Here is a 23627-nt window from a genome sequence, read left to right on the forward strand (position 1 = left end):
GAGGTGTGAGCGACACCGGCCGGACCGAGGACGACGGCGGCGTGCGCCTGCGGCTCGACATCGCCTACGACGGCGCCGCGTTCTCCGGGTGGGCCCGGCAACCCGGGCTCCGCACCGTGCAGGGCGCGCTCGAGACCGCCCTGGCCACCGTCTTCACCCGCTGGGGCGCGCCGCCGCAGCTCACCGTCGCCGGGCGCACCGACGCGGGTGTCCATGCGACCGGGCAGGTCGCGCACCTCGACCTCACCGCCGAGCAGTGGGCCGCCCTGGCCCGACCACGCCGCCCCACCGCCGCCGGCACCACGCGGGACCCGTTCGCCGGGCTCGTCCGCCGCCTGAACGGGCTCGCCGGTCCCGACGGGGACGTCGTCGTCCGACGGGCGTCCGTCGCGCCCGCCGGCTTCGACGCGCGGTTCTCACCGGTCTGGCGCCGGTACCGGTACCGGGTCGCCGACCTCGACGCCCCCCGCGACCCGCTCCGCCGCGGTCACACGACCTGGTACCCGGGGCGTCTCGACCAGGACGCGATGGGGCGCGGGGCGCTGCGGTTGCTGGGGCTGCACGACTTCGCGGCCTTCTGCAAGCCGCGCGAGGGCGCGACCACCATCCGTACGCTGCAGGAGTTCCGCTGGGACCGTGAGCCGGACGGCGTGCTGGTGGCGAGCCTCCAGGCCGACGCCTTCTGCCACTCGATGGTGCGCGCGATGGTGGGTGGGTGCCTCGCCGTCGGCGAGGGCCGGCTCACGCCGGACCGGCTCGACGACCTGCGGGTCGCGGCCGAGCGCACCAGCGCCTTCACGGTCGCGCCCGCCCGCGGCCTCACGCTGACCGAGGTCGGGTACCCCGCCGACGACGCCCTGGAGGCCCGTGCCGCGCAGACACGCGCCCGTCGCGACGCCGAGGGGCACCGGCCCGGCGACGTGTCGCCGGAGGACGTCGCCGCGACGCCGACCGCGACCGCGGACGGCGGTCGGTAGGCGCGGTCCCCGGTGGCGGGCGCTAGCGTCGGGGGATGGCTCCCCGCACCCCACGCTCCGTCGTCTCCGTCGCACCCGGTGTGGTCTTCGTCGAGGGGCCGGTCTCGAACTGGGTGGTCCTCGCCGAGGAGGACGGCGTCGCCCTCATCGACGCGGGCTACCCGGCGGACACCGACCTGGTGCTCGACAGCGTGCTGCTGGCCGGGCACGACCTCGAGGAGCTCCGACGCGTCTACGTGACCCACGGACACGTCGACCACGTCGGCGGCCTGCCGGGCATCCTCGACCGCTTCCCGCACGTCGAGGTCCTCGCCCACGCCGACGAGGTCGACAACGTGCGGGGGCCGGCGCGGCAGCAGGTCACCCCGGCGGAGATCGGCGGACGGCTGGCGGCCCCGCGGGTGCTCCGGTGGCTGGGGCGCGCGATCGCCTCGGACGCGCTCCGACCGACCACCGTGCCGAGCGCCCGGGCGTTCACGGCCCGCGACTTCGACGGCCGCGCGATGACGCCGCTGCCCGCGCCCGGGCACACCGACGGGTCGACCGCGTACCTGCTGCCCGCGGCCGACGCGATCGTCACCGGGGACGCCGTCGTCACGCACCACGACACCCAGCCGGCGTCGTGGGCGCCGCGGCCGCGGATGATCACGCCGTTCTTCACGGCCGACCAGGCGCTCGCCGTGGAGTCGGCCGGGGTGCTGCCCTACCCGGCGATCGTCCTGCCGGGGCACGGCCCCGCGGTGCACCGGGTGGGCTCGGAGTGGGTGCCGATCACCGCCTGAGCGCGGGGTCGCCCTGCACCCCGATCAGGGGTGGAACGGATCGTTCACCAACCGGAAACCTGAGCGGTGCCGCAGGTCGTTAGCGTGCAGCCATGCAGAGAACCGTCGGGCGCACCGTGCTGTGCGTCACCGCTGCCGCAGCGCTCCTCGCGGCACCGCTCGTCTCCGTCACCGCGGCGTCCGCCGACCGCGCTGGGACGGGCCTCGTCATCGCGGAGGCCTACCTCAAGGGCGGCAGCGCGAACCAGCCGTTCACGAACAAGTTCGTCGAGCTCGGCAACCCCACCGACCGCCCCGTCAGCGTCGACGGCTGGTCGGTCCAGTACCGCTCGGCGACCGGCACCGGCGCCCCGTCGGTCGGGAAGCTCGCCGGGTCCGTCCCCGCGCACGGCACCTACCTGGTGCAGATGGGCTCGAACGGCACGACCGGCCAGGCGCTGCCCGAGCCCGACGCCGTCACCGGCCTGAACCCCTCCGGCTCGACGGGCACGCTCGTGCTCGCCGACCAGGCGACGGCGTTGTCGCTGCCGGCCGGTCCGGTCACGGCCGGGACCCCGGGCGTCGTCGACCTGCTCGGCTACGGCACGTCGAACACCTTCGAGACCGCGGTCGCGACGACCGGCACGGCGAACACGGTGCCGGACGGCCTGACCCGTGCGGGCACGACGGACACCGACTCGAACGCGGCGGACTTCACGCGCTCGGCGACGATCACGCCCGAGAACGCGGCGGGCGGGGCCGGCCAGCCGACGGAGCCGACCGAGACGACCGAGCCGACTGAGCCCGCCACCCCGGCCGAGCGGGTCACGATCGCGCAGCTGCAGGGCACCGGCGACACCTCGCCGTACGTCGGCAGGACCGTCACCACCGACGGCGTCGTCACCGCGGTCTACGCCACCGGCGGCTTCGCCGGGTACACGGTCCAGACCGCCGGCACCGGCGGCGCGGTCGACCTCACCACGCACACCGCCTCGGACGCCGTCTTCGTGTACTCGGCGGCGACCGCGGGCAGCGTCGCGATCGGCGACGCGGTCCGGCTGACCGGCACCGTGTCGGAGTTCGCCGGCCTGACCGAGCTCACCGTGCCGTCCGCGGCCGGCCTGACCCGGCTCCCGGCAGCGGGGGTCGTGCAGCCGGTCCCGGCGACGCTCGCCTTCCCGCGTGCGGACGCCCAGCGGGAGACGCTCGAGAGCATGCTCCTCGCTCCGCAGGGCGACTACACCGTCGCCGACAACCACACGACCAACCAGTACGGCGAGATCGTGCTCGCGACGGGGACGCAGCGCCTCGTGCAGCCGACCGAGGTCGCCCGTCCCGGCAGCCCCGAGGCGGCGGCCGTCGCGGCGGACAACGCGGCACGCGCGGTCACGCTCGACGACGGTGCGAGCACGAACTTCCTGTCGGCGGCGAACCAGTCGATCCCGGTCTCGTGGCTCACGCAGGGTCCGGTCACCGTCGGCGCGGCAGCGACCTTCAGGGCGCCGGTCGTCCTCGACCGCCGCAACGACGCGTGGAAGTTCCAGCCGACGACGCCGGTCACGGGTGCCACCCCGGCGGCCGACCTGCCCGCGTCGTTCTCGGACGTGCGCACCGCGGCGCCCGAGGACGTCGGTGGCGACCTCCGCCTCGCCGGGTTCAACGTGCTCAACTACTTCCCGACCACCGGTGACCAGCTGACCGGCTGCACCTACTACACCGACCGCGACGGCGACCCCGTGACGGTCCGTGGCGGGTGCGACGCCCGCGGGGCCGCGAACGCCGACGACCTGGCCCGCCAGCAGGTGAAGATCGTCGCGGCGATCAACGGCCTCGGTGCCGACGTCGTCTCCCTCGAGGAGATCGAGAACTCGGCCCGCTTCGGGAAGGACCGTGACGCCGCGGTGGCGACCCTCGTGGCCGCCCTGAACCGGGCCACCGGGAAGGACACCTGGGCCTACGCCGGGTCCCCCGCCCAGCTGCCCGCCAGCGAGGACGTCATCCGGCTCGCGCTCATCTACAAGAAGGACCGCGTGCAGCCGGTCGGCGGCTCGACGATCCTGACCGACTCGACGGCGTTCGCGAACGCCCGACAGCCGCTCGCGCAGGCCTTCGCGCCGGTGACCACGAAGCCCGGCAAGGGGAAGGCCCCGAAGCCGTCCGCGAAGGACACGTTCCTGGTGATCGCGAACCACTTCAAGTCGAAGGGGTCCGGCACCGGGGCCGACGCCGACCAGGGCGACGGCCAGGGTGCGTCCAACGCCTCGCGCGTGCGGCAGTCGGAGGCGCTCGTCGCGTTCTCGACGGCGATGCAGCGTCGCGCCGGCACCGACGAGGTGTTCATGCTCGGCGACTTCAACGCCTACAGCCAGGAGGACCCGGTGGCGGTCCTCGACCGGGCCGGCTACACGGACCTCGGCCCGGCGCAGGACGCCTCGGAGTGGTCGTACGTGTTCGACGGCCTGAGCGGCTCGCTCGACCACGTGTTCGCCTCGCCCGCCGCGCTCCGGACGGTCACCGGCGTGGACGTCTGGAACATCAACTCGGTCGAGTCGGTCGGCCTCGAGTACAGCCGGTACGACTACAACGTCACGGACCTGTACCGCGAGGACGTCCGCCGGGCGAGCGACCACGACCCGATCCTGGTCGGCATCGACCTGCCGGGCGTGACGACCCCGGGTGACGGCGGCCCCGGCCACGGCGGTGGACACGGGCACGGGGAGGCCCCGGGACACGGCGGCGGGATCGTGACGCACGCGCTGGCCGCGCTCGCGGCCCTGGTCGCCTGGCTGCGGAGCCTCCTCGGCTGACGCGACGGCCGCACCCGGGAGGCCCGGGTCACCCGTCCCGCCCCGTTGCGTCCGCAGCGGGGCGGCGGTGACCACGGGCCTCCCGTCCGTCGTCGAGGGGGTTTGACCGCGGCGAGACCCGTCCGCTAGGCTCTCACCTTGGTCTGCGCGCTATGTTGCGCCAGACAGTCAGATGGGCCCTCCACCGGGTCGTTCGCCGGGCATCTGCCCGCGGGAACGCCCACCGGAGCGGGATTCACGGACTCCTCACCTCGACACGAAAGCAGCACTCCTGTGACTCGTACGTTCTCCCCGAAGCCGGCAGACGTCCAGCACGACTGGATCGTCATCGACGCGACCGACGTCGTGCTCGGCCGCCTCGCTTCGCACGTCGCCGCCCTCCTCCGCGGCAAGCACAAGGCCACCTTCGCCCAGCACATGGACATGGGTGACTACGTCATCATCGTGAACGCCGACAAGGTCGCCCTGACCGGGTCGAAGCTCGCCAAGAAGGTGTACTACCGCCACTCCGGTTACCCGGGCGGCCTCACGGCCACCACCTACCCGGAGATGCTCGAGAAGCACCCGACTCGCGCCGTCGAGAAGGCGATCCGCGGCATGCTGCCGAAGAACACCCTCGGTCGCGAGCAGCTCAAGAAGCTCAAGGTCTACGCAGGCGCTGAGCACCCCCACGCGGCGCAGCAGCCCAAGCCGTACACCTTCGACCAGGTCTCGCAGTAACAGCGGCCACGACGACTTCCAGGAACGAGAAAACACTCATGGCTCAGATCGCTGACTCCATCGACCAGACCCCGGAGACCTTCACCACCGAGAGCGCGCCCGTCGCGTCGGAGGCGGCTCCCCGTCAGATCCTCAACGTCTCGGGCGGTGCCGTCGGTCGCCGCAAGGAGGCCATCGCCCGCGTGCGTCTCGTCCCGGGCTCCGGCACGTTCGTCGTGAACGGCCGCTCGCTCGAGGACTACTTCCCGAACAAGCTGCACCAGCAGCTCATCAACGACCCGTTCAAGGTGCTCGAGCTGCTCGGCTCGTACGACGTCACCGCCCGCATCACGGGTGGCGGCCCCTCGGGTCAGGCCGGCGCGCTGCGTCTCGCCATCGCCCGCACCCTGAACGAGATCGACCGCGAGAACAACCGCGCGACCCTCAAGAAGGCCGGCTTCCTCACCCGTGACGCCCGCGTCATCGAGCGCAAGAAGGCCGGTCTCAAGAAGGCCCGCAAGGCGTCGCAGTTCTCGAAGCGCTGATCGCCTGACGGCGGGAGATCGCATGCCGCGTCTGTTCGGTACCGACGGCGTTCGTGGCCTCGCCAACGGCGAGTTGACGGCCGCGCTGGCCCTGGGTCTTGCCCAGGCCAGCGCGGCCGTGCTCACGCACGGACACCACGCGGACGCTCGTCGAGCGTCCGGTCGCACGCGCCCTCGGGCCGTGCTCGCGCGCGACCCGCGCGTCTCCGGCGAGTTCCTGGGCGCTGCCGTGGCAGCCGGTCTCGCCTCCGCCGGCGTCGACGTGCTCGACGCCGGGGTCATCCCCACCCCCGCTGCGGCCTACCTCGTCGCGGACATCGACGCCGACTTCGGTGTCATGATCTCCGCCTCGCACAACCCCGCCCCGGACAACGGGATCAAGTTCTTCGCAGCCGGCGGCCGGAAGCTGCCGGACGAGGTCGAGGACCGCATCGAAGCGGCCATGCACGACCAGTCCGCGCCGACCCCCACCGGTGCCGACGTCGGGCGCATCACGCGCTTCGCCGACGCCGAGGACCGCTACGTCGTGCACCTGCTCGGCACGCTGCCGCACCGGCTCGACGGCATCCACGTCGTGCTCGACTGCGCCAACGGGGCGGCCTCGGGTGTCTCGCCCGAGGTGTTCGTGAACGCCGGGGCGAAGGTCACGCTCATCGGCGCCGACCCGGACGGCACCAACATCAACGACGGTGTCGGGTCGACCCACATCGACAACCTGGCCCGGGCCGTCCTCGAGGCCGGTGCCGACGTCGGCATCGCACACGACGGCGACGCCGACCGCTGCCTGGCCGTCGACGCCGCGGGCAACGCCGTGGACGGCGACCAGATCATGGCGATCCTCGCGCTGTCGCTCAAGGAGCGCGGCCGTCTGGTCGACGACACCCTCGTCGCCACGGTGATGTCGAACCTCGGACTCAAGCGCGCCATGGCCGACGCCGGCATCACGGTCCTCGAGACCGGTGTGGGTGACCGCTACGTCCTCGAGAAGATGACCGAGGGCGGGTTCTCGCTCGGTGGCGAGCAGTCCGGCCACATCATCTTCAACGACTACGCGACGACCGGCGACGGGGTCCTGACGGGCCTCCACCTGGTGGCCGAGATGGCGCGCACGGGCAAGTCCCTCGGCGAGCTCGCCGCGTGCATGACGGTGTTCCCGCAGGTGCTCCTCAACGTCCGGGGGGTCGACCGGCACGGGCTGGACGACAGGGGCGTGCAGGACGCGATCGCCGCGGCGACCGAGGCGCTCGGCGACTCGGGGCGGGTGCTGCTGCGTCCGTCGGGCACCGAGCCCGTCGTCCGCGTGATGGTCGAGGCCGCGAGCCTCGAGGACGCGCAGCGCGTCGCCGAGGAGCTGGCCGACGTCGTCCGCGACCGGCTGACGCTCGAGGCCGCGTAGGCACCACCGCTGCGGTGGCTCCCGCCGACGCTGCTGCGGCTCCGGCCGCCACCACACGACGAGAGCCCGTCCGGACCGCGCACAAGCGTGGTCCGGACGGGCTCTCGTCGTACGACAGCGCGACAGCGCGATGGCACGACGGTACGACGGTACGACGGTACGACGGCGCGGGCGCCCGCCCGGGCCCGGTCAGATCTTGCGGAGCAGGACGCTCGTCACCTTGTGGTCCGCGGCCTTCTTCAGCACGAGGGTCGCCCGCGCCCGGGTCGGCAGCACGTTCTCGACGAGGTTCGGCTCGTTGATCGCCTTCCAGACCTCGGTCGCGGTGCGGACGGCGTCCTCGCGGGACAGGTCGGCGAAGCGGTGGAAGAACGAGTCCGGGCTGGAGAACGCCTCCTCCTGCAGGGCCAGGAACCGGTCGACGTACCAGGACTCGATGTCCTTCGTCTTCGCGTCGACGTAGATCGTGAAGTCGAACAGGTCCGACAGGGCGAGCCGTCCGTGCACCGGCGGCGCGAGCACGTTCAGCCCCTCGACGATGAGGATGTCCGGCTGCCGGACCACGACCTCGGCGTCCGGCACGATGTCGTAGACCAGGTGCGAGTAGTACGGCGCCCGGACCTCGGTCGCACCGCTCTTCACCTGGCTGACGAAGCGCAGCAGGGAGCGGCGGTCGTAGGACTCCGGGAAGCCCTTGCGGTCCATGATCCCGCGGCGCTCGAGTTCGGCGTTCGGGTGGAGGAACCCGTCCGTCGTCACGAGCTCGACCCGCGGGGTGTCCGGCCAGCGCTTCGTCAGCTCGCGCAGCAGTCGGGCGACCGTGCTCTTGCCGACGGCCACGGACCCGGCGACGCCGATCACGAACGGGGTCCGGCCGGCGCGTTCGCCGAGGAAGCGGCTCGTCTCCGCGTGCAGGTCCCGCGCACCGGCCGCGTACAGCGTCAGCAGGCGGGACAGGGGCAGGTAGACGTCCTGCACCTCGGTCAGGTCCAGCCGGTCCCCCAGGCCGCGCAGCTGCACGACCTCGGTCTCGGTGAGGGACAGGTGCTCCTTGGGTGCGAGCTGCGACCACTCGTCCCGCTGGATCTCCACGAAGGGGGTGGGGTGCGCGACGGTCGGCTCCGGGATCGGCATGGGATCGAGCGTACCCAGCCGGGAGGCGCGCACACCGTTCGCGACGTCGCCGACGTGGGGTGGGCCTCCCGTCCGGCGACGCGACGCGACGCGACGGTCAGGCCGACGCGGCGGGCAGCGCGGCCTCGATGGCGGCGACGACCTCGGGGGCGTCCGGCTTCGTCGTCGGCCGGAAGCGCGTGACCGAGCCGTCCGGGGCGACGAGGAACTTCTCGAAGTTCCAGATGACCCGTCCGGCCTTGCCCGAGGCGTCGGGCGCCTGCGTGAGCTCGCGGTACAGCGGGTGCGCGGAGCGGCCGTTCACCTTGACCTTCTCGGACATCGGGAAGCTGACGCCCCAGGTGGTGGAGCAGTACTCCTCGATCGCCTCGGACGAGCCGAGCTCCTGCAGGAACTGGTTGCTCGGGAAGCCGAGGACCGTGAAGCCCCGGGGCCCGTACGTGCGCTGCAGTTCCTCGAGCTGCTCGTACTGCGTGGCGAGGCCGCAGCGCGAGGCGACGTTCACCACGAGCACCGCCTTGTCGCCGAAGTCGCCGAAGGTGGTGGTCTCGCCGGTGATGGTGGTGATCTCGATGTCGTCGAAGCGTCCCATGTGCGTGACGGTAGCCCTCGTCGCCGCAGGTCACCCGACCGTCGCCGATGTCCCCGCGACGCCCGCACAGGGGGGCGTGCCCGCGCTCCCGTAGGATCGGACCCATGTGTGGAATCGTCGGTTACGTCGGCAGCAACAGCAGCACGGACGTCCTCCTCGGGGGGCTCCGCCGCCTCGAGTACCGCGGCTACGACTCGGCCGGCATCGCCGTCGTCGACCCCGCGGGAGACCTGACCTCGGCCAAGAAGGCCGGCAAGCTCCAGATGCTCGTGGACGAGCTGGACGCCAACCCCATCGCGGACGGCGGCACCGGCATCGGTCACACCCGCTGGGCCACCCACGGCGGACCCACGGACGAGAACGCGCACCCGCACCTGGCCGACGGCGGCAAGCTCGCCCTCATCCACAACGGCATCATCGAGAACTTCGCCCCGCTGAAGGACGAGCTCCTGGCCGAGGGCGTCACGTTCGACAGCGAGACCGACTCCGAGGTCGCCGCGCACCTCGTCGCGCGCGAGTTCCGCGACACCCACGACCTGACCGAGGCGATGCGCCGCACGGTGGCCCGACTCGAGGGCGCCTTCACGCTCCTCGTCGTGCACGCCGACCAGCCGGGCGTCGTCGTCGGTGCTCGTCGCAACTCGCCCCTCGTGGTCGGGCTCGGCGACGGCGAGAACTTCATGGGCTCGGACGTCGCCGCGTTCGTCGCCCACACGCAGCGGGCCCTGGCCATCGGGCAGGACGAGATCGCGACGATCCGCCCCGACGGCGTGGACGTCATCCACTTCGACGGCACCCCGGCCGAACCGAGCGAGTTCGAGGTCAACTGGGACGCCTCCGCCGCCGACAAGGGCGGCTGGTCCTCGTTCATGGCGAAGGAGATCAGCGAGGAGCCCGAGGCCGTCGCGAAGACGATCCTCGGCCGCGTGCACGAGGGCGCGATCACGCTGTCCGACCTCGACCCGATCGCCGAGCGCCTGCAGCAGGTCGACCGCGTCATCGTCATCGCCTGCGGCACCGCGGCCTACGCCGGCATGCTCGGCAAGTACGCGATCGAGCAGTGGGCCCGGGTCCCCGTCGAGGTCGAGCTCGCCCACGAGTTCCGCTACCGCGACCCGGTGCTCGACGACCGCACCCTGGTCGTCTCGATCAGCCAGTCGGGCGAGACCATGGACACGCTCATGGCCGTGAAGTACGCCCGCGAGCAGGGCGCCCAGGTGCTCTCGATCTGCAACACCCAGGGCGCGACGATCCCGCGCGAGTCCGACGCGGTCATCTACACGCACGCCGGCCCCGAGGTCGCCGTGGCGTCGACGAAGGCCTTCCTGGCGCAGGGCGTCGCCCTGTACCTGCTCGGGCTGCACCTCGCAACGCTCCGCGGCACGCTGACGGCCGAGCAGATCGCCGCCCAGGTCGCCGAGCTCGAGGGCCTGCCCGAGAAGCTCCAGCAGACGATCGAGGACGCCTCCGGGGTCGCCGAGCTGGCGAAGTGGATGGCGGACACCCGCAGCGTGCTGTTCCTCGGCCGCCACGTCGGGTACCCGATCGCGCTCGAGGGTGCGCTCAAGCTCAAGGAGCTCGCGTACATCCACGCCGAGGGCTTCGCCGCCGGTGAGCTCAAGCACGGTCCGATCGCGCTCATCGAGCCCGGCCAGATCGTCTTCGTCATCGTGCCGAGCCCGCGTGACGCCCGCTCGCTGCACCCGAAGGTCGTGTCGAACATCCAGGAGATCCGCGCCCGCGGTGCCCGGGTCATCGCCATCGCCGAGGAGGGCGACGCCGCGGTGCTGCCCTTCGCCGACGAGGTCCTGCGGATCCCGCTCGCGACGCCGCTGTTCGAGCCGCTGCTCGCCGTGGCGCCGCTGCACATGTTCGGGATGGAGCTCGCAGCAGCCAAGGGTCTCGACGTCGACCAGCCGCGCAACCTCGCGAAGTCGGTCACCGTCGAGTAGTCGGACGTGATCATCGGCATCGGGGTCGACGTCGTCGACCTGGGACGGTTCGAGCGGGTGCTCGAGCGGACGCCCGCGATGCGGGCGCGGCTGTTCACCGACGCCGAGCAGCTGCGGGACGGTGCACCCCGCCCGGTCGCGTCGCTCGCGGCCCGGTTCGCGGCGAAGGAGGCGCTCGTCAAGGCCTTCGGGTCGAGCGCCGGACTGCGCTGGCGGGACCTCGAGGTCGTCGCCGACGACCAGCGGAACCCGTCGCTCACCCTCCACGAGGGTGCGCGACGGGTCGCCGACGAGCGTGGCGTGACGAGCGTGCACCTGTCGCTCTCGCATGATGGTGGGATCGCGACGGCGTTCGTCGTGCTGGAAGGGACAGGGGACACGGAGTGAGTGCGTTCACGGGGGTGACCGTCGACCGGGAGGCGCTCATCGCCAACTACGCGACGGTCGCCGAGCAGGTGGCCCCGTCCGGTGTCGTCGCGGTGGTGAAGGCCGACGGGTACGGCCACGGCGCCGTCGAGGTCGCCCGGGCCCTGGCGGACGCCGGCGCGGACTGGCTGGGCGTCGCCGACCTCGACGAGGCGGTCGCGCTCCGGCAGGCCGGCATCGACGAGGGCGTCCGGATCCTCGCTTGGCTGCACAGCCCCGACGAGGACTTCCGCCGGGCCGCGCAGTACGGCATCACCCCCGCGGTCTCGAGCGTCGAGCAGCTCTCGACCGCGGCCGACGCCGACGTCCCCGCGGTGCACCTCGTCGTCGACACCGGCCTGAGCCGCAACGGCGCGGTCGAGTCGGAGTGGCCGGAGTTGTTCGCGACCGCGGCGGCGCTGACCCGTGGTGGCGACCGCACCCGGATCGAGGGCGTGATGTCGCACCTGTCGAACGCCTCGCGGTCCGACGACCTCGACCAGGACGCCGCCCTGCAGCGGGCGCTCGACGGGCTCGCCGCCGTCGGCATCCGGCCCGACGTGGTGCACCTCGCCGCGAGCGCGGGCAGCCTGGCGCTGCCGGAGACCCGCCGCGACCTCGCCCGCGTGGGCCTGGCGCTGTACGGGCTGAGCCCGTTCCCGGACCGCACCTCGGCCGACCTCGGGCTCCGTCCGGCGATGCGGGTCACGGCCGCCGTGCTCCGGACGATCGCGGTGCCGGCGGGCGACGGCGTCTCGTACGGCTACACCTGGCGTGCCGAGCAGGACACGCGGCTCGCGGTGATCGGGCTCGGGTACGCGGACGGCTTCGACCGGGCGTACGGCAACCACGTCTCGGTGCGGATCGGCGATCGACGCTTCCCGGTCGTCGGGCGCGTGGCGATGAACGCGATGCACGTCGACATCGGTGACGCGGACGTCGCGGTCGGGGACGAGGTCGTGCTCTGGGGCGACCCGGCGAACGGCGACCCGGCGGTGGAGGAGTGGGCCGACGCGATCGGCACCATCAACTACGAGGTGGTCGCCCGGGTCGGCCGCAGCGTGGAACGGAGGACGACGTGAGTGCACCGCTGCGCCGGGCGGTCGTCGATCTCGACGCCTACCGCGCCAACCTCGACCTGGTCCGCTCCTGGATGGAGCCCGTCGAGCTCATGGCGATCATGAAGGCCGACGCGTACGGGCACGGCCTCGACGCCATCGCCCTGACCGCGGTCGACGCGGGCATCCGGTGGATCGGTGTGCTGACGGTCCCCGCGGCCCTGCGGCTCCGGTCGATCGGCGTGGGCGAGGACGTGCGGCTCTTCACGTGGCAGCACGACCCCGGCCTGGACTTCCGCGACGCGATCGACTCCGCCGTCGACCTCGGGGTGTCGAACGTCGCCGAGCTGCAGCGCGTCGTGGACGCCGTCGACCACCGCCCCGCACGCGTGCACCTGGGCGTCGACAGCGGCCTGCACCGGGACGGCGCGACCGTCGGGGAGTGGCCGGCGCTCGTCGAGGCAGCCCGTGACGCCCAGCGCGCGGGCCGCATCGAGGTCGTCGCCGCCTACACACACCTCGCCGAGTCCTCCGACGCCGACGACGCCGCCGCGGTCGCGCACTTCGACGCGATGGTCGAGCAGGCCGAGGACCTCGGGCTCGACATCCGGTGGGAGCACGTCGCCGCGTCGCTCGCCGGCCTCGAGCGCAAGGAGTTCCGCAAGGACATGGTCCGGATGGGGGCGAACCTGTTCGGCATCCCGGGCGCGGACGGGGTGTCCGCCGCCGACCTCGGGCTGACCCAGGTGATGACCCTGACGGCCTCGGTCGCGAAGACGAAGCGCGTGCCGGTCGGCACGGGCGTCTCGTACGACTACACGTACCGCACGGACGCCGAGACGACCCTGGCGCTCGTGCCGGTCGGGTACGCGGACGGTGTGCCCCGGGCGGCGCAGGGCCGGGTCGAGGTGACGATCAACGGCACGCGGTACCCGATCGCGGGCCGCGTGGCGATGGACCAGTTCCTGGTCGACGTCGGCGACGACGACGTCCGGGTCGGCGACCCCGTGACGCTGTTCGGCCCCGGCGAGGACGGCGAGCAGTCGGTGCTCGAGTGGGGCCGTGCGCTCGACACGATCGGCGAGGAGATCGTCTGCCGGATCGGCGGGCGGGTCCAGCGGACGTACGAGGGACACTCCGGCGAGGGCCGCGTCGGCGCGTACCTGCGCGGGGAACGGGCATGACCGTCCTGCTCGACACCGTCGTCGGCACGACCGAGGAGATGGGCGCACTCGGCGCACGGCTGGCCCGGGTGCTCCGTGCCGGGGACCTCGTCGTGCTGACGGGGCCGCTCGGCGCGGGCAAGACCACCATGACCCGGGGCCTCGGCACCGCGCTGGGTGCGCGTGGGCAGGTGTCGAGCCCGACCTTCGTGCTCGCCCGGACGCACCCGACGACCAGCGGCCCGGACCTGGTGCACGTCGACGCCTACCGGCTGTCCGACCCGGTCGAGCTCGACGACCTGGACCTCGACTGGGACGGGTCGATCGTCGTCGTCGAGTGGGGACGGGGCATGGTCGACGGTGTGGGCGACAGCGTCCTCGACGTGGAGATCACGCGTCCGACCGGTGGTGACCCGTCGGGCGGGGACGACGACCCGGACGACGTGCCGGACGAACCGCGCCGGGTGGTCGTCACGGGCAGCGGCCCGCGCTGGGACGGCGCCACGCTCTGATCCGGCGCAGCGGTCCGCCGCGCCGGTCCGCTCCGGTCCGCTCCCGACGGGAGGCGCGGATCACCGGACCGACGCCGCCTCCGCTGGGCGGGCCTCCCGTCCGGTTCCCGCGGAGTGGGTCCCGTGGTCTCGGAACGCTTGGGTATCGGGACCCGACCCCGTAGCGTCGCCCGCGCTACACCGCGTCCCTAGCCGCGGATGCCCGTCCCCCTGTTACCGGGCTGGCCTCGTCGTGATCGTGCGTCGCACCCGACGGCGTCGTAGCGCGAGGGCGCCTGCCGCGTGACCCGAACTCGGGACAGGCGCCCTCGACCTCGGGCCGGACGCCGACGGGGCCGGGGCGGCCGGGCGGGGTCAGCGGCGGCGGCGACCCATGAGCAGCACACCGAACAGCAGCACGACGGCCACGACCACCGTGACGAGGACGACCACCGCCGTCGTGTCCAGGGGGCCGCCACCGCCGTCGTCGCAGGGGACGGCGGGCGAGACGCAGGACGCCGCCGCGAGCAGCGCCGTCACGAGGCCGCTCCGCCGAGGTGGCCGAGCGGGACGGAGGTGCGGGTCAGGGGACCGGTGGACACGGGCGACTCCTCCGTCGGTGGCTCCGACGGTAGCGCCGGGTGTCGGAGCGGGCAAGGGTCCGGACGGGGGTCAGCGCCGGACGGGGGTCAGCGCCGGGCAGAGTCAGCGCCGGACGGGGTCAGCGTCGGACGGAGGTCAGCGCCGGGCAGCCCGCGCCGGCAGCCCGCAGCTCCGGCGTTCGAGGTCGGCCAGGGCGGACACCGTCGCCGGGTCCCGGTCGCGCCACCGGTCGACCACACCCGGCCCGAGCGCGGTCGCGGTGTCCCGCCCGACCAGCGCCCGGAGCGCCAGCAGCTCCTCACCGTCCGGGGAGCGGTCGACGCGGCTCGTCGCGGTGGCGGTACGGACGAACCGACCCCGGGTCCGGAGCCAGACCAGGACGAGGAGCGCGACGACCACGACCGTCAGGCCGCCACCGACCAGCTGCGCCACGTGCACGGCCGTGTCGTGCTGCTGGGCGCCGGCGTCCGCGATCGCACCGGCGTGCTCGCTCGCCCGACGGAGCGGTGCGCTGACGGCGTCGCCGGCGAGCGGGATGCCCGCGAGCGCCCGGGCCGTGGCGGCCAGCTGCTGCTGGAACGCCGAGCCCTCGTCCTGCACGCGGGTGCCGATCGACGCGAGCCGTGCGATCGAGCCCGCGACGTCGCGGCCGACGAGCACCGCGAGGACGCAGCCGACGACGACCAGGACGTCGCCGAGCACCTGCCGTGCTCGTCGGGTCGGGCGGGTGTCGTACACGACCATCGGGGGCCTCCAGTCCGGGGTGGACCGTCGGCGTGGGGATGCGACGGCCGACCGTCATCCTGCTCAGCTTCCCTGGGCGCGGTCCCGCCGTACTAGGCTCGCTCTCCGGCCTCGGACCGCCGGCCGGCCCCTGCGCCGGACGACGACGATCGGAGGCCGCGCATGCTCGTGACCATCACCACGCGTGGCGAGGCCGCGCCGGACCTGTCCCACCTGCTGCACAAGCACCCGGGCCGTGCGCAGGCGTTCGACCTCAGCGTCGGGACCGCGCACGTGTTCTACCCCGCCGACACCGCCGACGTGTGCACCGCGGCGCTCCTGCTCGAGGTCGACCCGATCGCACTCGCCCGGAGCAAGCGGTACGGCGCCGACGCACAGGCCCTCTCCCGCTACGTCAACGACCGCCCGTACGCCGCCACCTCGATGCTCGCGCTCGCCATCGCGCAGGTGTTCCGCAGCGCGATGGGCGGGCACAGCGCCTCCCGCCCCGAGCGTGCCGCCGCACCGCTCGACCTGGAGATCGCGCTCACGAGCGTGCCGAGCGAGGTCGACGCGCACGGCACCGGGATGGCCACCCGCTTGTTCGCGCCCCTCGGCTGGGACGTCGACGAAGCGCGGGCCCCGCTCGACCCCACCCGCCCGGAGTGGGGCGACGCCGGCACCGTGGGACTCCGCCTCCGCGGACGGGTGCGGCTGTCGGACGCCCTGCGGCAGCTGACCGTCCTGCTGCCGGTCCTCGACGACGCCAAGCACTACTGGGTCGGTGACGACGAGGTGGGCACCCTCCTCCGCCGCGGCGAGGGGTGGCTCGCCGCGCACCCGCTCCGCGGACTGATCACCAGCCGGTCCCTCGCACACCAGCGCGCGCTCGTCGACGACGCCACCACGCGCCTCCTCGGGCTCGACGACGGCAGCGCCACCGGCGCCGTCCCCGCGGGCGCCGGTGTCGACGACGACGGCGCCGCCGACGAGGTGTCCACGTCGGACGACGTCCCCGTCGAGACGCCGCTCTACCGCCGGCGCGCAGAGGCGGTGCTCACGGCGCTCGCCGACGTGCGGGCCCACACCGTGGCGGACGTCGGCTGCGGCGAGGGCGCCCTGCTGCGCCACCTGTTCGCCGACCGGTCGTTCACGACGGTGATCGGCACCGACGTGGCGCCCCGGGAACTGGCCCGGGCCGAGCGGCGGTTGCGGCTCGACGACGTCAGCGACGAGCAGCGCGCCCGCGTGCGACTGCTGCAGTCCTCGGTGACGTACTCCGACGACCGGATCGCCGGGCTGGACGCGGTCGTCCTCATGGAGGTCGTCGAGCACGTCGACCCGGACCGGCTGCCGGCCCTCGAGGCGTCCGTGTTCGGGGCGGCACGGCCGGGTGCGGTCATCGTCACGACCCCGAACGCCGAGCACAACGTCCGGTTCGAGCACCTCGCCACAGGGCGGTTCCGGCACCCGGACCACCGGTTCGAGTGGACGCGCGCGGAGTTCCGGACGTGGGCCACGGCGGTGGGCGACCGGCACGGCTACACGGTCGAGTTCCGGCCGGTCGGCGACGACGACCCCGCGGTCGGACCACCCACGCAGCTCGCCCTGTTCCGCCGTACGACCGCGACCGCGACCACGACCACGACCACGACCCCGACCGCGACGACCAGCACCGGAGGCACCGCATGACCGCCCTGCCGATCCCCACGATGTCCCTCGTGCTGCTCGTCGGGACGAGCGGCTCCGGCAAGTCCACCTTCGCCGCCCGGCACTTCGGCCGCTACGAGACCCTCTCGAGCGACGTCTTCCGCGGCCTCGTGTCGAACGACGAGAACGACCAGTCCGCGACCGCCGCCGCCTTCGACGCCCTGAAGCACGTCGCCGCGCAGCGCCTCCGCGCCGGGCTGCTCACCGTCGTCGACGCCACGAACGTGCAACCCGAGGCCCGGCGGGACTTCGTGCAGCTCGCCCGCGACCACGACGTCCTCCCCGTCGCGATCGTCCTCGACCTCCCGGAGGCGGTCTGCATCGCCCGCAACGCCACCCGCACCGACCGCGTGTTCGGCGCGGACGTCATCCGCCGCCAGCAGGGGCAGCTCCGCCGTGGTCTCAAGGCCCTCGGGAAGGAGGGGTTCCGCCGCGTGCACGTCCTGCACGGCGAGGACGAGGTCGCCGCCGCGGAGATCGTCCGCGAGCCCCTGCTCAACGACCGGACCGACCAACACGGCCCCTTCGACGTCATCGGTGACGTGCACGGCTGCCGGTCCGAGCTCGAGTCCCTCCTCGGCCGCCTCGGGTGGACCCTCGTGCGCGACGACCTCGGCCGCCCGGTGGACGCCCTCCACCCAGAGGGTCGCCGCGCGGTGTTCCTCGGCGACCTCGTCGACCGCGGCCCCGACAGCCCCGGTGTCCTGCGCCTCGTGATGGGCATGGTGCGCAACGGCCACGCCCTCGCCGTCCCCGGCAACCACGAGGACAAGCTCGTCCGTGCCCTGGACGGCCGGAAGGTGCAGACCTCGCACGGCCTGGCCGAGACCCTGGCGCAGCTCGCCGCCGAACCGGACGCGTTCCGCGACGAGGTCCGCGACTTCTGCCGCGCCCTCGTCGGCCACCTCGTGCTCGACGGCGGGCAGCTCGTCGTCGCGCACGCCGGGCTCAAGGAGCAGTACCACGGCCGGGCGTCCGGACGGGTGCGGTCGTTCGCCCTGTACGGCGACACGACCGGCGAGAGCGACGAGTACGGCCTGCCGGTCCGGCTGCCGTGGGCGGACGCCTACCGCGGGACGGCCACGGTCCTGTACGGGCACACCCCGACCGTCGACACGGAGTGGATCAACGGCACGATGTGCCTCGACACCGGGTGCGTGTTCGGCGGGAAGCTCTCCGCGCTCCGGTACCCCGAGCGCGAGGTCGTCCAAGTGGCCGCCGAGCGCGCCCACTACCAGGCCGCCAAGCCGCTCGAACCGCTGCGCGGTGCGGCCGCGTCCGCGTCCGGAGCCGACGCGCCGGACGTGGGGGGAGCCTCCCGTCCGGCCGGGAGACCCGTGGCCGCGCCCGCCACGCCCCGTCGCGTCCCCGGCCTGCTCGCGATCGAGGACGTCACGGGCAAGCAGATCGTGGAGACCCGCCACCACGGCCGGATCGGCATCCGCGCCGAGAACGCGGCCGGTGCGCTCGAGGTGGTGAGCCGGTTCGCGGTCGACCCGCGCTGGCTGCCGTACCTGCCGCCGACGATGAGTCCCGTCGCGACCTCGGGGCGACCCGACCACCTGGAGCACCCGGACGAGGCGTTCGCGTACTACCGGGGCCAGGGCGTCGACCAGGTCCGCGCGGAGGAGAAGCACATGGGCTCGCGGGCCACGGTGCTGCTCACCCGCGACCCGGCACGGTTCGACGCGCCGGCCGGCTGGCGGGGCGTCGTGACCACACGGACCGGTCGGTCATTCCTCGACCAGGCCGACACGGCGACGTTCCTGTCCCGTCTCGACGGTGCCCTCGACGCTGCCGGGCTCTGGGCCGAGCTCGACTCGGACTGGGTGCTGCTCGACGGCGAGGTGCTGCCCTGGGCGGTGAAGGCCGAGGGCATGATCCGCGACTGGTACGCCGAGGTCGGCGCCGCTGCGGCCGGGGCGTTCCCGGCCGCGCTGACGGCGCTCGCCGCGGCGCGGGACGCGGGCGTGGACGTCGCCGACCTGCTGGCACGGACGGAGCGCCGGGCGGCCGACGCTGCGGCCTACACCGCCTCCTACCGCCGGTACGCGGCGCCGTCGACGGGCATCGACGACGTGCGGTTCGCGCCGTTCCAGGTGCTCGCCGCCGAGGGTCGGACGTTCGAGGACCGGCCGCACGGGTGGCACCTCGGCATCGCCGACCGGCTCGCCGACGCGGCGCCGGGCGTCGTCCGGGCCACGCGCTCGGTGGTCGTGGACGTGCGCGACGAGGCGTCCTGCGCGGCCGGGGTCGACTGGTGGCAGGAATCGACCGGCGCCGGCGGTGAGGGTGCCGTCGTGAAGCCCGAGGCGAACCTGACCCGCGGACCGAAGGGGCTCCTCCAGCCGGGCGTGAAGGTCCGCGGGCGGGAGTACCTGCGGATCATCTACGGCCCCGAGTACACGGAGGCCCCGAACCTGGCCCGTCTCAAGGACCGGGACCTCGGGCACAAGCGGTCGATGGCGCTGCGCGAGTACGCCCTCGGGCTGGAATCGCTCGCGCGCTTCGTCGAGCGGGAGCCCCTGTGGCGGGTGCACCAGGCGGTGTTCGGCGTGCTGGCGATGGAGTCGGAGGCGGTGGACCCGCGGTTGTGACGGCGCCACGTCCGCGGGACCGCCGCCTGGTCAGGGCTGGTCGTCCGCCGGGGCCACCCGGACGGCGACCGAGTCGATGACGGCACCGGTCGGGATGCTGCCCATCGGCCGCACCTGGACGGTCCGCTCGCCGAGGTAGGCGCCGTCCGTGCGGTCGACGATGACCTCCTGCCGGTCGGACCCAGTGCCCGCCGGGAGTCCGACGGCCGTTCCCACGCGTCCGTCGAGCGAGGCCTGCTCCTCGGTGACGACGATGCCCGGCAGGGTCGCCAGCGCCTCGTACATCCCCGCCCGGAGGTCGGCGGGGACGAGCCCGGTCCGCAGCAGTTCCTTGATCGTGTCGAAGACGTGCTCCGCGTCCGACGCACCCACCGACCGGGGCGCGGCCTCGATCCGTCGGACGAGTGCAGCCGGATCCCGGGGGAGCCCCGCGATGTCCGTCGGACCGATGCGGCCCTCCTGCTTCCCCCCGAGTTCGCCGACCGTGAAGTCGCCGCCCTGGCCACGCTCCCACTGGGGGTCGTCCCGGTGCGCCGCGGTCGCGTAGTCCTCGGCCGCCGCCTTCCGCACGGCCGGGCCGCCGTAGAACGTGGTCGCCGGTCCCGACCAGGTCGCACGGACCCAGGTGCCGGAGACGTCGGCGGGCACCCAGGTGGTGCTCGTCGTCGGTGCGAGGTAGCCCCCGTCGTAGTGCTCGCCGTCCGAGGTGACGTACGCGAGCGCCCGCTCCGTCTCGATGACCCGCGTGTACGCCCCGACCGGCGCCCGTTCGGCGACCGCGGCACGTGCGGCTTCGTGGAGGGTGGCGGCCGCGGCGGGCTCGGGGGACGACCAGTGGATGATCCCGACGCCGGAGGCGACGAGCGCACCAGCTGCGACGACGGCGGCACCGGCGACCAGGGCCGGTCGGAGCCGTCGCCGGGTCCGGACGGGAGGCGCCGGCCGGCCCCGACGCGCGCCTCCCGTCGTCCTGACCGCCGTCTCGAACCGGAGGCGTGCACGGTCGAGCGAGGCGTCGACCACCTCGGGTGGGAGGTCCTCGTCGCTGCGCAGCCGGCGGAGGGCGGAGAGGTCGTCGTCAGACATGGAGTGGTCCGTTCAGGGGGTCGGTGGCACCGGGGACGGCGCGGAGGGCCGTGCGGGCGCGGTTGAGTCGTGAGCGGACGGTACCGACGGGCACGCCGGTCGCCTCCGCGATCTGGTCGTAGGTCAGCTCGGCCCAGGCGTGCAGCAGGACGGTGTCCCGGACGGCGGGCCGCATCCGGTCGAGCTCGCGGACGACCACCTGGACGGCACGCTCGACGTCGAGGCGGTCGCCCGGCTCGTCCTCGAACAGGTCGGGGACGGCGGTGCGGGACATCGCCCGGACGGCCCGCCGTTCCGAGCGCCAGTGCCGACGGAGCAGGTTCGTGGCGATGCCGAACAGCCACGGCAGCGGTTCCTGCCGGGACAGGTCGAACGACGGCCAGCGGACGAGGGCCGTCACGAACGTCTCGCCGAGGATGTCCTCGGCGGTCTGCAGGTCGGTCCGGCGGGCGAGGTACAGCAGGATGCGGCGGGCGTGCAGGTCGAACTGTCGACCGAGCGCGGCGGCGGCGTCTGGTGGTGGGTGGTTGCTGGGCACGATAGGTGTTGCCCGATCCTGGTGCGGGAGTTCCATCTTCGTCCGGTCCGGGTCCCACCGCGACCGGGCGCCGCGGATCGAGGCGCTCGCCCGCACCTACGATGGACGGGTGCTGCTCGCGATCGACACCTCCGCCGGGACCTCCGTCGCCGTCGTCGACCCGACGACGCGTCAGGTCCTCGCCGTCCGCGAGACCGACGACACGCGCCGGCACGCCGAGGTCGTCGGCCCCTTCCTCGACGAGGTCCTCCGCGACGCCGGGATCACCCCCGCCGACGTCACCGGCGTGGCCGCCGGCATGGGCCCCGGTCCGTTCACCGGCCTGCGAGTCGGCATCGCCGCCGCGCGGACGTTCGCCGCCGCCCGCGGCGTCCCCGTCCTCCCCGTCGTCAGCCACGACGCGGTCGCCGCCGGACAGGACGGCCGCCTCGTCGTCCTCACCGACGCCCGCCGTCGCGAGGTCGCCTGGAGCGCCTACGACGCCGACGGCGTCCGCGTCGCCGGTCCCGGTCTGGCCAGGCCGGCGGACCTGGACGACGCGCTGCGGGCCTCCCGTGCGGACACCGTCGACTGGCGCCGCGTGACGGCCGCCACCATCCCGGCCGGGAGGCTCGGGGTGCTCGTCGCGGACCGGCTCGCCTCCGGCGCGCCCCTGGCCGCCGACACCCCCGTCTACCTGCGCGAGCCGGACGTGACCGTGCCCGGGGCGCCGAAGCGGGTGGCGCGGTGACCGCCGTGCTGCCGGACGGGCTGCGCCTGCGGCGGGCGCACCCGCAGGACCTCGACGACGTCATGTGGCTCGAGCACGTCTCGTTCCCGACGGACGCCTGGTCGGCCTCGCAGATGTCCGGCGAACTGCACTCCCCGCACGGGTACTACGTCGTGGTCGAGACGACCGACGAGGGCTCGGCGCCGACGGTCGTCGGGTACGCCGGGCTGTCGTCGCTGCCGGGCAACCCGGTGGCGGACGTGCAGACGATCGCGGTCGCCGCGAACCAGCGGGGCAAGGGCCTCGGCCGGGTGCTGTTCACCGAGCTGCTCGACGAGGCACGACGCCGCGACGTGCACGAGGTGTTCCTCGAGGTCCGTGCCGACAACCCCGTGGCGCAGACGATGTACACCGCGTTCGGCTTCGAGCACATCGCCACCCGGCCGCGGTACTACCAGCCCGACGGCGTCGACGCGTGGGTGATGCGGGCGGAACTGCCGGCGCAGCCCGACGTGGCCGGGGCCGGGACCGGGGACCGCCCGAGCGGTGTCGGACCGATCGGACAGGAGATCCTCGATGACCGCGGTTGAACCACTGGTGCTCGGCATCGAGACCTCGTGCGACGAGACCGGCGTCGGCATCGTGCGGGGGACCACCCTGCTCGCGAACGTCATCGCCTCGAGCATGGACGAGCACGCCCGCTACGGCGGCGTCGTGCCCGAGGTCGCCGCGCGCGCGCACCTCGAGGCGATGACCCCGACGCTCGAGCAGGCCCTCGAGCAGGCCGGCGTCACGCTCGACGAGCTCGACGCCGTCGCCGTGACCGCCGGTCCCGGGCTCGCGGGCGCCCTCATGGTCGGTGTCGGGGCCGCGAAGGCGCTCGCCGTCGCCACGGGCAAACCCCTGTACGGCGTGAACCACCTGGTCGGCCACGTCGGCGCGGACGTGCTGCGGTCAGACGGCTCGGAGATCGACCTGCCGACGGTGGCGTTGCTGGTGTCCGGCGGGCACACGTCGCTGCTGCTCGTGCGCGACCTGGTCGGCGACGTCGAACTCCTCGGCGAGACCATCGACGACGCCGCGGGAGAGGCGTTCGACAAGGTCGCGCGCCTGCTGGGTCTGCCGTACCCGGGCGGCCCGCAGATCGACCGGGCAGCGGCGGACGGCGATCCCACAGCGATCCGGTTCCCCCGCGGACTGACCCTGCCGAAGGACATGGCCGCACACCGGTACGACTTCTCGTTCTCCGGGCTGAAGACCGCCGTCGCGCGCTGGGTCGAGCGCTGCCGTGACGACGGTCGCGACGTCCCCGTCGCCGACGTCGCCGCGAGCTTCCGCGAGGCCGTGGTCGACGTCCTGCTGACCAAGGCCCTCGCAGCCTGCCGCGACACCGGTGTCGACCGGCTGTTGCTCGGCGGCGGGGTCGTGGCGAACGCCCGGCTCCGCCAGGTCGCCGAGGAGCGCTGCGCCGCTGCCGGGGTGGCGCTGCGGATCCCGCCGTTCGACCTGTGCACGGACAACGGCGCGATGATCGCGGCCGTGGGCGCGCGGCTCGTGGCCGAGGGGCACGCACCGAGCGACCTCGGCATCGCCGCCGACTCGACCCTGCCGGTGACGACCGTCCAGGTCTGACCACCGGTCCGTCTGTTGGCGGCACGGCCCGCTGAGCGGGGGCACGGCC

At 73.7% G+C, this 23627-nt stretch carries 22 protein-coding genes; 16 read left to right on the top strand and 6 right to left on the bottom strand.

Annotated features, from left to right (window positions below; genetic code table 11):
* Positions 1-5 precede the first annotated feature (5 nt).
* From truA to glmM, 6 genes are all read left to right on the top strand, one after another.
* A complete protein-coding gene (gene truA / locus KM842_RS14635) occupies positions 6-977 on the top strand; it encodes a tRNA pseudouridine(38-40) synthase TruA (RefSeq protein ID WP_253206150.1) in 972 nt (323 codons plus the stop codon).
* Positions 978-1012: 35 nt separating this feature from the next.
* On the top strand, positions 1013-1759 hold the full coding sequence (locus KM842_RS14640; RefSeq protein WP_216259492.1) for an MBL fold metallo-hydrolase: 747 nt from the start codon (positions 1013-1015) through the stop codon (positions 1757-1759).
* A gap of 92 nt (positions 1760-1851) precedes the next feature.
* The gene (locus tag KM842_RS14645) at positions 1852-4545 is read left to right on the top strand and encodes an ExeM/NucH family extracellular endonuclease (protein WP_216259493.1); all 2694 of its coding nucleotides are present in this window, start codon (positions 1852-1854) and stop codon (positions 4543-4545) included.
* Positions 4546-4818: 273 nt separating this feature from the next.
* Entirely contained in the window at positions 4819-5265 is a 447-nt protein-coding gene (gene rplM, locus KM842_RS14650) for a 50S ribosomal protein L13 (RefSeq protein WP_110824221.1), read from the top strand.
* A 38-nt stretch (positions 5266-5303) separates the two neighbouring features.
* The gene (gene rpsI / locus KM842_RS14655; protein WP_216259494.1) at positions 5304-5789 is read left to right on the top strand and encodes a 30S ribosomal protein S9; all 486 of its coding nucleotides are present in this window, start codon (positions 5304-5306) and stop codon (positions 5787-5789) included.
* 22 nt (positions 5790-5811) lie between these two features.
* Positions 5812-7185: a phosphoglucosamine mutase gene (gene glmM / locus KM842_RS14660; protein WP_216259495.1), complete on the top strand. Its 1374-nt coding sequence runs from the start codon at positions 5812-5814 to the stop codon at positions 7183-7185.
* Between the two features lie 189 nt (positions 7186-7374).
* Here the strand turns inward: glmM and coaA are convergent, their stop codons facing one another.
* Together coaA and KM842_RS14670 are read right to left on the bottom strand one after the other, a co-directional pair.
* Positions 7375-8319: a type I pantothenate kinase gene (gene coaA / locus KM842_RS14665; protein ID WP_216259496.1), complete on the bottom strand. Its 945-nt coding sequence runs from the start codon at positions 8317-8319 to the stop codon at positions 7375-7377.
* 97 nt (positions 8320-8416) lie between these two features.
* Positions 8417-8911, bottom strand: coding sequence for a glutathione peroxidase (locus KM842_RS14670; protein WP_216259497.1), 495 nt, complete (start codon positions 8909-8911; stop codon positions 8417-8419).
* A 104-nt stretch (positions 8912-9015) separates the two neighbouring features.
* Here KM842_RS14670 and glmS point away from each other — a divergent pair, with 104 nt between their 5' ends.
* The 5 genes from glmS to tsaE are packed head-to-tail and all read left to right on the top strand — an operon-like array spanning position 9016 to position 14001.
* Positions 9016-10863: a glutamine--fructose-6-phosphate transaminase (isomerizing) gene (gene glmS, locus KM842_RS14675; protein WP_216259498.1), complete on the top strand. Its 1848-nt coding sequence runs from the start codon at positions 9016-9018 to the stop codon at positions 10861-10863.
* Between the two features lie 6 nt (positions 10864-10869).
* Complete coding sequence (locus tag KM842_RS14680; RefSeq protein WP_216259499.1) at positions 10870-11250, top strand: holo-ACP synthase; 381 nt, start codon at positions 10870-10872, stop codon at positions 11248-11250.
* A complete protein-coding gene (gene alr / locus KM842_RS14685) occupies positions 11247-12350 on the top strand; it encodes an alanine racemase (protein WP_216259500.1) in 1104 nt (367 codons plus the stop codon). Before KM842_RS14680 ends, alr (KM842_RS14685) begins: the two co-directional genes overlap by 4 nt.
* Complete coding sequence (alr, locus tag KM842_RS14690; protein ID WP_216259501.1) at positions 12347-13510, top strand: alanine racemase; 1164 nt, start codon at positions 12347-12349, stop codon at positions 13508-13510. The genes alr (KM842_RS14685) and alr (KM842_RS14690) overlap by 4 nt, the downstream gene beginning before the upstream one ends.
* Positions 13507-14001, top strand: coding sequence for a tRNA (adenosine(37)-N6)-threonylcarbamoyltransferase complex ATPase subunit type 1 TsaE (tsaE, locus tag KM842_RS14695; protein WP_216259502.1), 495 nt, complete (start codon positions 13507-13509; stop codon positions 13999-14001). Before alr (KM842_RS14690) ends, tsaE begins: the two co-directional genes overlap by 4 nt.
* Positions 14002-14355: 354 nt before the next feature.
* Here the strand turns inward: tsaE and KM842_RS14700 are convergent, their stop codons facing one another.
* Together KM842_RS14700 and KM842_RS14705 are read right to left on the bottom strand one after the other, a co-directional pair.
* Positions 14356-14520: a hypothetical protein gene (locus KM842_RS14700; RefSeq protein WP_216259503.1), complete on the bottom strand. Its 165-nt coding sequence runs from the start codon at positions 14518-14520 to the stop codon at positions 14356-14358.
* Positions 14521-14718: 198 nt separating this feature from the next.
* Complete coding sequence (locus KM842_RS14705; protein ID WP_216259504.1) at positions 14719-15327, bottom strand: hypothetical protein; 609 nt, start codon at positions 15325-15327, stop codon at positions 14719-14721.
* A 162-nt stretch (positions 15328-15489) separates the two neighbouring features.
* Between KM842_RS14705 and KM842_RS14710 the strand changes: the two genes are divergently transcribed.
* Both KM842_RS14710 and KM842_RS14715 read left to right on the top strand, forming a co-directional pair.
* Complete coding sequence (locus tag KM842_RS14710) at positions 15490-16998, top strand: 3' terminal RNA ribose 2'-O-methyltransferase Hen1 (protein ID WP_216259505.1); 1509 nt, start codon at positions 15490-15492, stop codon at positions 16996-16998.
* On the top strand, positions 16995-19613 hold the full coding sequence (locus tag KM842_RS14715) for a polynucleotide kinase-phosphatase (protein ID WP_216259506.1): 2619 nt from the start codon (positions 16995-16997) through the stop codon (positions 19611-19613). Before KM842_RS14710 ends, KM842_RS14715 begins: the two co-directional genes overlap by 4 nt.
* A 30-nt stretch (positions 19614-19643) precedes the next feature.
* Here the strand turns inward: KM842_RS14715 and KM842_RS14720 are convergent, their stop codons facing one another.
* Positions 19644-20699: a CU044_5270 family protein gene (locus KM842_RS14720; RefSeq protein WP_216259507.1), complete on the bottom strand. Its 1056-nt coding sequence runs from the start codon at positions 20697-20699 to the stop codon at positions 19644-19646.
* On the bottom strand, positions 20692-21237 hold the full coding sequence (locus KM842_RS14725) for an RNA polymerase sigma factor (protein ID WP_216259508.1): 546 nt from the start codon (positions 21235-21237) through the stop codon (positions 20692-20694). The genes KM842_RS14720 and KM842_RS14725 overlap by 8 nt, the downstream gene beginning before the upstream one ends.
* 109 nt (positions 21238-21346) lie before the next feature.
* Between KM842_RS14725 and tsaB the strand changes: the two genes are divergently transcribed.
* Genes tsaB through tsaD form a run of 3 tightly spaced genes read left to right on the top strand, consistent with a single transcriptional unit; the run spans position 21347 to position 23578 of the window.
* Positions 21347-21967 (top strand): tRNA (adenosine(37)-N6)-threonylcarbamoyltransferase complex dimerization subunit type 1 TsaB, encoded by a 621-nt coding sequence (gene tsaB / locus KM842_RS14730; RefSeq protein WP_216259510.1) that lies wholly within the window; start codon positions 21347-21349, stop codon positions 21965-21967.
* Positions 21964-22536 carry a ribosomal protein S18-alanine N-acetyltransferase gene (gene rimI / locus KM842_RS14735; RefSeq protein WP_253206151.1) on the top strand — a complete coding sequence of 191 codons (573 nt, stop codon included), beginning with the start codon at positions 21964-21966 and terminating at the stop codon, positions 22534-22536. Before tsaB ends, rimI begins: the two co-directional genes overlap by 4 nt.
* A complete protein-coding gene (gene tsaD / locus KM842_RS14740; RefSeq protein ID WP_216259513.1) occupies positions 22523-23578 on the top strand; it encodes a tRNA (adenosine(37)-N6)-threonylcarbamoyltransferase complex transferase subunit TsaD in 1056 nt (351 codons plus the stop codon). Before rimI ends, tsaD begins: the two co-directional genes overlap by 14 nt.
* Positions 23579-23627 lie beyond the last annotated feature (49 nt).

It is taken from the genome of Curtobacterium sp. L6-1 (assembly GCF_018885305.1).
GTDB classification, from domain to species: Bacteria; Actinomycetota; Actinomycetes; order Actinomycetales; family Microbacteriaceae; genus Curtobacterium; species Curtobacterium aetherium.

Coding starts and splice junctions, on each gene's coding strand:
- KM842_RS14640 (WP_216259492.1), top strand. CDS start 1,013: ATGGCTCCCCGCACCCCACGCTCCGTCGTCTCCGTCGCACCCGGTGTG.
- KM842_RS14645 (WP_216259493.1), top strand. CDS start 1,852: ATGCAGAGAACCGTCGGGCGCACCGTGCTGTGCGTCACCGCTGCCGCA.
- rpsI (WP_216259494.1), top strand. CDS start 5,304: ATGGCTCAGATCGCTGACTCCATCGACCAGACCCCGGAGACCTTCACC.
- glmM (WP_216259495.1), top strand. CDS start 5,812: ATGCCGCGTCTGTTCGGTACCGACGGCGTTCGTGGCCTCGCCAACGGC.
- coaA (WP_216259496.1), bottom strand. CDS start 8,319: ATGCCGATCCCGGAGCCGACCGTCGCGCACCCCACCCCCTTCGTGGAG.
- KM842_RS14670 (WP_216259497.1), bottom strand. CDS start 8,911: ATGGGACGCTTCGACGACATCGAGATCACCACCATCACCGGCGAGACC.
- glmS (WP_216259498.1), top strand. CDS start 9,016: ATGTGTGGAATCGTCGGTTACGTCGGCAGCAACAGCAGCACGGACGTC.
- tsaE (WP_216259502.1), top strand. CDS start 13,507: ATGACCGTCCTGCTCGACACCGTCGTCGGCACGACCGAGGAGATGGGC.
- KM842_RS14705 (WP_216259504.1), bottom strand. CDS start 15,327: ATGGTCGTGTACGACACCCGCCCGACCCGACGAGCACGGCAGGTGCTC.
- KM842_RS14710 (WP_216259505.1), top strand. CDS start 15,490: ATGCTCGTGACCATCACCACGCGTGGCGAGGCCGCGCCGGACCTGTCC.
- KM842_RS14715 (WP_216259506.1), top strand. CDS start 16,995: ATGACCGCCCTGCCGATCCCCACGATGTCCCTCGTGCTGCTCGTCGGG.
- KM842_RS14720 (WP_216259507.1), bottom strand. CDS start 20,699: ATGTCTGACGACGACCTCTCCGCCCTCCGCCGGCTGCGCAGCGACGAG.
- tsaD (WP_216259513.1), top strand. CDS start 22,523: ATGACCGCGGTTGAACCACTGGTGCTCGGCATCGAGACCTCGTGCGAC.